Genomic DNA, 10,061 nt, shown 5'->3' on the forward strand with positions numbered 1-10,061 from the left:
GCCGCATGCGCGGGGCCGTTTCGGCAGCAACGGCGAGGAAGGAACCACCATGGCCCAGCGCCCCGAACGCACGAGCCCGCGCGCCAGACGCGCCCGGGTGCAGCGTGTCGAACCGCTCACTCCGCACATGATCCGCGTGGTCCTGGGCGGCCCCGGACTGGACGACTTCGCCCTGGGCGACTGCACCGACCACTACATCAAGCTGCTGTTCCCCGCCGACGGCGGCGCCTACCCCGAACCCTTCGATCTGCAGCGCATCCGCGAAGAGCAGCCGCGCGACCAGTGGCCGGTCATGCGCACCTACACCGTGCGCCACTGGGACGCCGACGCGGGTGAGCTGACGGTGGACTTCGTCCACCACGGCGACAAGGGGATCGCGGGGCCGTGGGCCGCGGCGGCCCGCCCGGGAGACGACCTCTACTTTTCCGGGCCCGGCGGTGGCTACGCGCCCGATCCGGCCGCGGATTGGCATCTCCTCGCCGGCGACGAGAGTGCGCTGCCGGCCATCGCGACCGCGCTGGAGAACCTGCCGCGGGGCGCCCGGGCCCGCGTTTTCGTCGAAGTCGCCGGGCCGCAGGAGGAGCAGAAGCTGGAGACCGCCGCCGACGCCTCGATCACCTGGCTGCACCGGGGCTCCGAGGGTGTGGGCGCGCCGCTGGTGCGCGCGGTCGCCGGGATGGAGTTCCCGCCCGGCGACGTCCAGGTGTTCGTGCACGGCGAGGCCGGCTTCGTGAAGGAGTTGCGGCGCGTGCTGCGCACCGAGCGGGGCATCGACCGCGAGCGGCTGTCGATCTCGGGCTACTGGCGCCTGGGCTTGAACGAGGACGGCTGGCAGTCCGCCAAGCGCGAATGGAACCGCGAGGTCGAAGCGGAACAGGAGGGCGCCGAGAGCTGAGGGCCGGCGGCACCGGGGCAGGGGCTTCCTGCGGTTCGGGCGGCCGCCGGGCGGGAGCGGCGCCCGCCGCCGCACGGGCCGCTCGATACGGCCGGGCCGCGGGCGCTTCACCGGTCCAGGTAGGTCTCCTGGAGGTGTCGCCACCGTAGCCCGTGCGGCGCGCTCGGGTCGCGTTCGAACACGGCGGTGCAGCGGCGCGAACGCGCGTCGGGAGTCCCGCTGTGCTGTTCGGTGAACGACGCGACGAGCAGGCGCGTGTCCGCGGCCGCGAGGCGGGTGCCGTGTGTCCGGATCCGCAGCCGCTCCGCAGACCCGTGCGCGCTCCGGACGGATCCGATGACCTGGTCGCGCGTCAGCTCCGCCCCGTCACCGGTGATCAGCGTGAACTCCGGGATGTGGGCGTCGGAGAACGCCGCGAACTCCTCGGCGGAACACGGGACGGCGCCCGAGAGCCACCCCTGCAGGACCCGGTGCAGGCGCTCGATCTCGGCGGCGCAGGCGTCGGTGGATTCGGCTTCTCCCATGCGGTCAGTGTGCCAGGCCGGGCCCCGGCGCGGAGGCGACCGCGGCGACGCCGGCCGATGCCCCCGGTGCGCCGCCGCTCGGTCCGGGCGGCAACGCCGATCCGGTCGGCCGGCGCACGGCGGCGCCGGGGACGCGCGGCCACCGGCGCCCGGAACGGGGTCCGGAAAGAAAGCTGCGCGAATCGCGAATCGGCTCGGCGGCGGGCGGGCGTCGTGTCCGGCAGTTGCCGTATTCGTCTGCGGTGGCGGAACGCTTTACCGGATGCGTGCCGCACCAAGGTCACCCTCGTCTTCGACCCCGAGGACGTGCGCCGGGTCCTGGACGAGGCGCCGACCCCGGGTTCGTGCTCGGCTACGGCCACCACCGCGCGGAAAACGGCGCGGGCCTGGTCGGCATGACGACGCACACCGCCTCGATCGCCCCGGTGGGATCCTTGCCGGCGCCGGCCGACTCCGAGCGCTCCGTGCCCGGCACCGAGGTCGCGGTCGTCTGGGGCGAGCACCCGGGCCCGGCGAGAACTGGAAGACGTCGCCGCCCGGATCAGCCCGGTTTCCGGGGAGCCGGTCACCGCCGCGCTGAAAGGCGTCGACGCGGCCTTCCTCAACAGCCCTTCGGCCGAGGACGCCGCCGCGCTGCAGATGCGATTCGCCGACCTGGCCCGCGGCGCCGGACTGCACCGGCTCGTGGTGCTCTCGCAGTACGGCGCGGAAACCGGATCGCCGGTGCGGTTCCTGCGCTGGCACGCCGAAGTCGAAGCACACGTGCGGCGGCTGGGCCTCGACCACACCGTGCTGCGTCCCAACCTCTACATGCAGGCGCTGCTCGCGTTCGCCGGCACCGTCGCCCAGGGGCGGTTCGCCGCGCCCGTCGGCGGGGCCGCCGTGAGCGCCGTCGACACCGGGGATATCGCGGAGGCGGCCGCCGCGGTGCTGACCGGCGCGGGGCACACGGGCCGAACGTACACACTGACCGGGCCCCGCGTTGTGACCCACGACGGGATCGCCCGGGCGCTGTCCGCCGCCACCGGGCGCGCCGTCACGTTCCGGGACGCGCCCGCCGACCGGTTTGCGGCCGCGTTGGCCGGCGTGCTTCCGCCGTGGCAGATCGCCGGTCTCGTGGAGGACTACGCCCACTACGCCCGCGGCGAGGCCGCCGACGTGCACACGTCGGTCGCCGATCTCACCGGGCGCCTCGCACGCGACATCACCGACTTCGCGCGCGACGACGCCGCGGTGTTCGTCCCGGTGTGACGCCCCGCGCGATCGTCGCGGCGGCCGCTTGGGCGTACGTCCCGGCCGTGCGGCGCGAATCAGGCCGGTGCTCCGTCGGGCAGCCACAGGTCCGGGCCGAAGACCTCGTAGTGGATGGAGTGCGCGGGCACGCCGGCGCGCAGCAGTTGCGTGCGGACGTCGCGCATGAACGGCAGCGGGCCGCACATGTAGACCTCCGGGGCCTCGGGAAGCGCCACCTCGGACAGGTCCATGCGGCCCTGCCGGTGCGCGCCGGCCGCGTCGTGCTCGTACCAGACGGCGCTGTCGGCGCGGGGGAGGCGGCCGAGGGCCTCCTCGGTGTCGGCGCGCAGCGCGTGGGTGCCGGGGGAGCGGTCGGCGTGCAGCAGGAGCACCCGCCGGGTGGAGCGGGCGTCGGCGAGGGCGTTGAGCATGCCGACCACCGGCGTGCATCCGATCCCGGCGGAGACCAGGACGAGGGGGCGGTCGCCGCCGGCGGGCGTCACGTCGCCGGCGGGGATGGAGACGCTGAGGGCGTCGCCGGCGCCGACCGCGGTGTGGATGCGGGTGGAGACCTCCCCGGCGGGCTCGTCCGCGGTCGCGTCCGTGCGCTTGACGGTGATCCGGATCCGCTCGCCGTCGCTGTGGGAGACCGAGTACTGCCGGGCCTGGTGCACGCCGTCGGGCAGGCGCGTGCGCACGCTGACGTACTGCCCGGGGCGCACCTCGGGAACGGGTGCGCCGTCGGCCGGCCGGAGCGCCAGGGAGACGACGTCGTCGGTCTCGGCCCGGCGCTCGGCGACCTCCCACCGGCGCCACGCGGAGTGCCCGTCGACGCCCGAACGCGCGTAGAGGCGGGCCTCCTGGGCGATCAGCGCACCCGCCATCAGCCAGTAGACCTCGTCCCAGGCCGCGACCACGTCGGGTGTGGCGGCGTCGCCGAGCACGTGGGCGATCGCGCCGAACAGGTACGTGTGCACCACCACGTACTGGTCCTCGGTGACGCCCAGGGAGACGTGCTTGTGGGCGATGCGCGACAGGAGCGCGTCGGGGCGCTGATCAGGGTGGTCCACCAGGGCCGAGGCGAAGGCGGCGATCGCGCCCGCCAGGGCCCTGCGCTGTTCGCCGTTGGCCTGGTTGGCCCGGTTGAACAGACCGTCCAGGAGTTCGGGGCGGTCGGCGAACATCGTGTCGTAGAACCGGGCGGTGACGGCGTCGAGGGATCGGGCCAGCACGGGAAGGGTGGCCCGGACGGTCGCGGCGGACTCCTCGGAAAGCATGGGACCTCCATCGGCCGCGGGCGCCGGGGGTGTCCGCGCCCGCATTTAATTTGCATCCGAGATGCATATTAAAGTGTCCGCGGGAGCCCCCTTCACCGGGGTGCCGCATCGCCGTCTGCGACCGCGGTACCCAGGGAGACCAGGATTTCGCGCGTGGGCGAGGCGGCCAGGTCCTGCACGGTGATCCCGTCCAGGGACGCGAAGAACGCCTCTTGGGCCTCCCATAGCGCCCGGCGCAGCCGGCACGCCGCCCGCAGCGGGCACGGCGGGTCGTCCGTGCAGCCCACCACGTCGCCCGCACCCTCCAGTTCCCGCACGACCGCTCCCACCGAGGCCTGCCGCCCCGCGCCGGTGAGCCGCAGTCCGCCGCCGCGGCCGCGGCGCGCCTCGATCAGCCCGAGTTCGGACAGCCGGGCGACCGCCTTGGCGGTGTGAGCGTAGGAGACCGCGAGCATGTCCGCGGCGGCCCGCGTGGTGAGCCGCTCGCCCTCCCCGGCCACGGCCAGCCGCATGACCAGGCGCAGGGAGACGTCGGTGAATTCGGTCAAGCGCATGCTTCACGATAGGCCGCCGCCTGCGACGAGTCCGAACCGCCCACGGGATGCGCCCCCGCGGCCGCTCCGCGCCGCCGGAGCCGGGCGGTCGCCTCGCCGGTCCGCGCGGCGACCCGAGCGGCACCGCCCCGGCGCCCCCGCCGGGCGGCGAAGGCGGAGGGCGGAACGCCCCCGGATCCCCTCAGGGCCCGGGCGGCCGCTCCTCGAACGCCGCCTGCGGGCCCGCGGTGTGCCCGCCGACGCGGCGGCCGGTGACCCCGTCGGCCTCGATGCGGACCCAGGCGTGGCGGTCGCCGCCCGCCCACGGGCGCAGGGCGTGTCGCTCCCGCAGCGCCGCCAGTTCGCCCTCGTCCTCGACGAGGCGGGCGCGCCCGGCCACGAGTACGCTCCACCCCTCGCTCATGGCGTCGTCGATCCGGTCGACCTGGAAGCTCATCGGCCCGGAGGCGTTCCGGGCGATGATCCCGCCGGCGGCGGTGCGCACGACCACGGCGTCGCCGTCGAGGGCGTAGTTGACCGGAAGCACGGTCGGAGGGGCGCCGGCGGCAGTGGTGAACGCCACGCGCCCGACTCCGGCGGGACCGATCAGCTCCCGGCTCTCCTCGGCGGTCAGCGTGTGGATCTCCGGTTCGGGCACGGCGGTCGCGGCGGCGCCCGGCGGGGTGTCGGTGTCGGCGCCCAGCAGGTGTTCCGGGGACGTGTGCAACGCCTGCGACAGCCGGTACAGCGATTCCCGGCTCAAGCGCGCCGGGTGCCGCTCCAGATATCGCACGTACCCCGGGTCCATACCGGCGCGTTCGGCCACCTCGGCTCGTGTGAATCCCAGATCCGAGCGGCGCCGGGTGATACGGCGGGCCATGTCGCCGCCGTCGGTGCTGTGGGGTTCGTTCATCGCCCTACCTCTGCCTTCCCCGTTCCTGCTGCTCGACGCGGCCTCCGCCCGCACGCCGACGGCGGGCGCGGGGCCCTGGAGTGCCGGGCCCGTGACCCGGGACCGAAACCACCGGTCCGCTGCCCGGAATCGGGCCGGATGGCACGTGGCTGCGGACCGGAGGCCGCCGATGTGCGGCAAGGGCGCACGCATGCCGGCCCCCGCCGCAGGAAAGCACGCAGGGGAGGGCGGCCCCGGGGAGGAGACGGCCACGGAATCCGGGCGGAGCCCCGCCGGTGCGCGCGTGCGCGGAACCCGCGCCGCGGACCGGGCCGACGCCACCGCCGCGGTACAGGGGGAGGGACCGTACGATGAGCGATACCACGAACACGGACAACCGTACCGAGGCCGCCGGCGTCGTGGTGGGCATGGACGGCTCGGCCGCGAGCCGGACGGCCCTGGATTGGGCGGCCCGCGCGGCCGCCGACCGCGCCCTGCCGCTGACCGTGCTGCACGCGCTGAGCATGCCCCTGGTCGCGGTTCCGTTCGGGCACGCGGTGCGGATAACGCCCCCGCCCGAAACCGCCGACCACGCCACGCGCCTGCTGGAGGGCGCCGTCGACCGCGTCGGCCGGATCCACCCGGGACTCGACGTGCGCACCGAGGTCTCCTCCCTCAGCTCCGCCCACGCTCTACTGGCCGCAGCGCGCCGGGCGGCGATGGTGGTCGTGGGCTCACGCGGCCTGGGCGGCGTCGCATCGGCCTTTTTGGGTGCGGTGGGCGTCCGCGTCAGCGCGCATGCGCCCTGCCCCGTCGCGGTGGTCCCGGAACCGCGCGAGGACGCCGGCGGCGAGCGGGAAGGCGAGTGGCGACGGCGCGGCCGTGTGGTGGTGGGGATGGACGGATCCGCCGGTTCCGACGGCGCTCTGCGGTTCGCCCTGGACCACGCCTCGCGTACGGGCGCCGAACTCGTCGCCGTACACGCGTGGCTGATATCGGCGCCCATCGACGCCGCAGCCCTCACGGACCCCTCCTACGTCGCCGAGCACCGGCGCGCCGCCGACCGCGCCGAGACGCACGTACGCACCACGGTGGAACAGGCCCGCACTCCCGAGACCGCCGACGTTCCGGTCCGGTCAGCCGTGGTCGAGGACCACCCCGCCCACGCCCTGCTCACCGAAGGCGCCGGGGCCGCCCTCATCGTCGTGGGCTCGCGCGGGCGCGGCGGCTTCGCGGGTCTGCTGCTGGGGTCGGTGAGCCAGGCGGTGCTCCACCACGCCCCGGCGCCGGTCGTGGTGACGCGGCCCCGGGAGTCGGGAGCCGACACCGCGTGACCGGACGCCGTCGGTACCCGGATTGCGCGCAGCCCGCACCCGGCGGCTCCCCGCGGCGTGCGCCCGGCGCGGAACCGCCCGCCGGCCCGCATCCCGCCCCCGGATCGGGTTTGCGGCGGAGGGATCCGCGGAATGCGGGAAGGAACCGGTGGTGAGGGGGCATCATGGTGCTGCACGCGAACCCGCGCGCGGCCCGCCGGCGCTCGCGCGTTCCCACCGTGGTCCTGCGTGCCGCCGTGATCCTGGGGTCGGGTTCGGCGTCCTTCGAGATGCTGCGCCACCTGACCGAGCGCCTGCCGGTCATGACCACGCCGCGCCGGGTCTCCACCCGGGTCCAGCCGATCGCGGTGCGCGATGTGCTCCGGCTGCTCGTGGCCGCGCTGCGGCTGCCCGCCGAGACCGACCGCACCTTCGACATCGGCGGCCCCGATGTCCTCACCTGTGCCCGGATGGTCCAGCGCTTCGCGCGCCTGGCCAGGCTGAGGCCGCGGCTGATCGTTCCGGTCCCCGTGCTTACACCCGGGCTGTCGAGCCTGTGGGTGGGACTGGTGACGCCGGTGCCGGGCGCCGTCGCCCGCCCGCTCATCGAGTCGCTGCGCAACGAGGCCACCTGCGGCGAGAACGACCTCGCCGGCCTGCTCGGCGACGACGACCGTCTCGGGTACGACCAGGCCGTCGAACTGGCCTTGAGCCGGGTGCGCGAAGCCGAGGTCGACACCCGCTGGTCGTCGGCGGCGTGGGCCTGCGAGCGCCGTCGAGGCGCAGGAGCGTCCGGCCGACCGGCGGCAGCCCCGGCCGTCGTCGCGGGTGCACCGGGCCGGGCCGAGCCGAGCCGGGACGCGGTGCGCCCCACCGCCGGAACGGTGCTCCCCCACTGCGGTCGCCACCGGGCAGACCCCGTCTCGCCTGCTATGACGCCACACCTTCGGGCGACACCGGTGCGCCGCGTGGGAGCCGGGCAGCGGCAGTGCCGGCCGCGGCGGCATCCGCACCGGCGGCGGGAGAGAGCCCGCGCGGCGGCGCCGTCGCCGGTTAGCGCCGTCGGCCCCGCGGGTAGGGGCGCTTCTGCGCGGGAGGAGTATTCGATGACTCACGAGCCGACGCCCAGCCGTGCGGCGGTCAAGGGGCACCCCGTCCATCCGATGCTGGTCGCGCTGCCGATCGGCCTGATCGTCGCCGCATTGGCCGCGGACATCGGGTACGTGGCCGAAGGGTCCCCGGCCTGGGCCTCGGCCGGCGTGTGGCTGGTCGGCGGCGGCCTTTTCAGCGGCCTGGCAGCAGCCGTGCCCGGTCTCGTGGATTTCATCGGAGTCCGGAAGATCCGCAAGAGCGCGGCGGCGCTGCGGCACGGAGCCGCCAACGGCGTCGTGCTGGTTCTGCTCCTGGTCACGTTTCTGCTGCGGATTCCCGATCCGGAAGGCGCGGTGCTGCCGACGGGGCTGATGCTTACGGCGCTCAGCACGGCGATTCTCGGGTACGCGGGGTGGCTCGGCGGTGAGCTCTCCTTCAGGCGCATGTTCGGCGTCGACCCGTCGTAGCAGGAGGCGCAGCGGCGGTGCACCGCATCTCGCCCGCATCGGACGATGCGGGGGACGGGAGCCGCACCCGGCCGGCGGAGGATGCTCCGGCTACGCCCCGAGCAGGTTCTTGTGGATGCGCCCGTCCTTGACGATGACAGCCAGGTTAGCCTCCGGCGCGGCCAACAGGTCCAGGTTCCGGGTGGGGTCTCCGTCGACCACCAGCACGTCGGCCCACGCCCCTTCGGCGATACGTCCCAAGGGGGACGCGCAGTCGTCCAACCGGTAAGGGTCGCGCCTGCCCGCAAGCGCGAGGAGGCCGGCGTTTCCGGAGGTGGCCATGGCCAACGCTTCTGCGGCGGTGTATCCGAAGCCGGTGAGACGGGGCAGCATGAGCGCCTGCATGCGGCTTCGGGAGGGGTCGAGCAGCAGGTCGCTGCCGAACGCCGTCTTCACCCCGTACTCGCGAGCCCAGCGGTAGGTCCGTTCCACCCCGTCGCACACGAGCCGGTTCTTCGCGGCCGAGGCCGGGTTCGGGTAGGAATGGTCGCTCTCCACGAACGGTTGCGTGCTCAGCCAGGCGCCGTGCTGCGCCAGTGAGGCGAAGGCGGACTCCTGGGCCAGGTGGCCGTGCTCGATCGAGCGCACCCCTGCCTCGACGGCGCGCTCGATGCCCGCGTCCGCGTAGACGTGCACGGAGACGTAGGTCCCCCAGTCGTCGGCGGCCTCGACGGCGGCACGGAGCTCGTCCGGGGTGTACTGGCACACGTCCACGGGGTCGTAGGCGGAGGCCACCCCGCCTCCCGCCATGACCTTGATCTGGCTGGCGCCCTTCTTGAGCTGCTCGCGCACCGCGGCCAGGACGCGGTCGCGTCCGTCGGCGATGCGGGACATGCCCAGCTCCTCGGCGCGCGAGGGCATCCCGCCCAGGGCGGTCGGAGGCTCGTAGGCGGTGCCGAAGTCGGCGTGGCCGGAGGTCTGGGAGATGCCCGCCTGGCAGGGGTAGATGCGGGGCCCGGGGAAGGCTCCGGAATCCAGCACCCGCTTGAGGTCGACCGTGTCGCCGGACATGTCGCGGACGGTGGTGAAGCCGCGCATGAGCATGGCCCGGGCCTCGGCCAGTCCGTTGTAATAGGCAAGCCCGGCGCCGCCCAGCAGGAGCTGCTCCTGCGTGCTCCCGGCCAGCATGACGTGGGCGTGGGCGTCGATCAGCCCCGGCATCAGCACTCGCGAGGTGCCGTCGGTCCGGGTGCCGTCGACGACCGCGGCCTCGATCCCCGCGGGCGGTTCCTCCGGGGCGAGGAACACCCTGGCGATCCTGCGGTCCTTGAGGAGGACGTGGCCGTGGCGCAGTTCCTGGTCGACGCCGTCGAAGATGCGCACGTTCCGGATGAGGACCGGGTCCGGTGACTGTCCGATCATGTCCGATTCCTAGCCGTGATCGTTCCCGGGTAAACGGAACATCCCGATGGAACCGCGGGCCGCAGGGCTGTTTTCGGCGCTTTCGGGCGGATCCCGTGCGGAGACTGTTGGCGGGACCGTCGCTGCCGCCGGGCCCCGCGCCCGCCGGCGCGGGGACGCATCGGATGCGCGACCGGGATATGTCAGGATTGCGGTCGAACGATCACGACGGCGAACCGAGGAAGGCCGGTGCGAATCCGGCGCGGTACCGCCACTGTGAGCGGCGAGCCGGCCCTGCAAGACGGCCACTGCCCCGTGCGGGGCGGGAAGGCCGGGGTCCCGGCGCAGACCCGCGAGCCAGGAGACTCACGTCGTCGTGCCTCACGAGCCGGGGCGGATCACCCCAGGGAGGACGGGCATCGCCCATGCACGGACACCACGGTCGCCGACGCGTC

Annotated in this window: 9 protein-coding genes and 1 riboswitch; of the genes, 4 read left to right on the forward strand and 5 right to left on the reverse strand. The window is 74.4% G+C overall.

Going from position 1 to position 10,061, the window contains the following annotated elements; all coding sequences use genetic code 11:
- The first annotated feature begins 49 nt into the window (after nt 1–49).
- Nucleotides 50–895, forward strand: coding sequence for a siderophore-interacting protein (locus tag HNR25_RS22220; RefSeq protein ID WP_184638365.1), 846 nt, complete (start codon nt 50–52; stop codon nt 893–895).
- A 107-nt stretch (nt 896–1,002) separates the two neighbouring features.
- Here HNR25_RS22220 and HNR25_RS22225 read toward each other — a convergent pair whose 3' ends face one another.
- Nucleotides 1,003–1,419 carry a nuclear transport factor 2 family protein gene (locus HNR25_RS22225; protein ID WP_184638367.1) on the reverse strand — a complete coding sequence of 139 codons (417 nt, stop codon included), beginning with the start codon at nt 1,417–1,419 and terminating at the stop codon, nt 1,003–1,005.
- A 540-nt stretch (nt 1,420–1,959) separates the two neighbouring features.
- Here HNR25_RS22225 and HNR25_RS22230 point away from each other — a divergent pair.
- A complete protein-coding gene (locus HNR25_RS22230) occupies nt 1,960–2,670 on the forward strand; it encodes an NmrA family NAD(P)-binding protein (protein WP_312862743.1) in 711 nt (236 codons plus the stop codon).
- Nucleotides 2,671–2,729: 59 nt separating this feature from the next.
- On the opposite strand, the gene HNR25_RS22235 is transcribed toward HNR25_RS22230, so the two are convergent.
- From HNR25_RS22235 to HNR25_RS22245, 3 genes are all read right to left on the reverse strand, one after another.
- Nucleotides 2,730–3,929, reverse strand: coding sequence for a globin domain-containing protein (locus HNR25_RS22235; protein ID WP_184638369.1), 1,200 nt, complete (start codon nt 3,927–3,929; stop codon nt 2,730–2,732).
- Nucleotides 3,930–4,021: 92 nt separating this feature from the next.
- Nucleotides 4,022–4,483 carry an RrF2 family transcriptional regulator gene (locus HNR25_RS22240; protein WP_184638371.1) on the reverse strand — a complete coding sequence of 154 codons (462 nt, stop codon included), beginning with the start codon at nt 4,481–4,483 and terminating at the stop codon, nt 4,022–4,024.
- Nucleotides 4,484–4,664: 181 nt separating this feature from the next.
- Entirely contained in the window at nt 4,665–5,375 is a 711-nt protein-coding gene (locus tag HNR25_RS22245) for a helix-turn-helix domain-containing protein (RefSeq protein ID WP_184638373.1), read from the reverse strand.
- A gap of 350 nt (nt 5,376–5,725) precedes the next feature.
- Here HNR25_RS22245 and HNR25_RS22250 point away from each other — a divergent pair, with 350 nt between their 5' ends.
- Nucleotides 5,726–6,688 carry a universal stress protein gene (locus HNR25_RS22250; RefSeq protein ID WP_184638375.1) on the forward strand — a complete coding sequence of 321 codons (963 nt, stop codon included), beginning with the start codon at nt 5,726–5,728 and terminating at the stop codon, nt 6,686–6,688.
- Between the two features lie 164 nt (nt 6,689–6,852).
- Nucleotides 6,853–8,226, forward strand: coding sequence for a DUF2231 domain-containing protein (locus HNR25_RS22255; protein ID WP_184638377.1), 1,374 nt, complete (start codon nt 6,853–6,855; stop codon nt 8,224–8,226).
- 90 nt (nt 8,227–8,316) lie between these two features.
- Here the strand turns inward: HNR25_RS22255 and HNR25_RS22260 are convergent, their stop codons facing one another.
- On the reverse strand, nt 8,317–9,627 hold the full coding sequence (locus HNR25_RS22260; RefSeq protein ID WP_184638379.1) for a metal-dependent hydrolase family protein: 1,311 nt from the start codon (nt 9,625–9,627) through the stop codon (nt 8,317–8,319).
- 173 nt (nt 9,628–9,800) lie between these two features.
- Nucleotides 9,801–9,994: riboswitch (cobalamin riboswitch) on the forward strand.
- The last annotated feature ends 67 nt before the right edge of the window (nt 9,995–10,061 follow it).

Origin of the sequence: Streptomonospora salina (assembly GCF_014204715.1) — a bacterium.
GTDB lineage: Bacteria > Actinomycetota > Actinomycetes > Streptosporangiales > Streptosporangiaceae > Streptomonospora > Streptomonospora salina.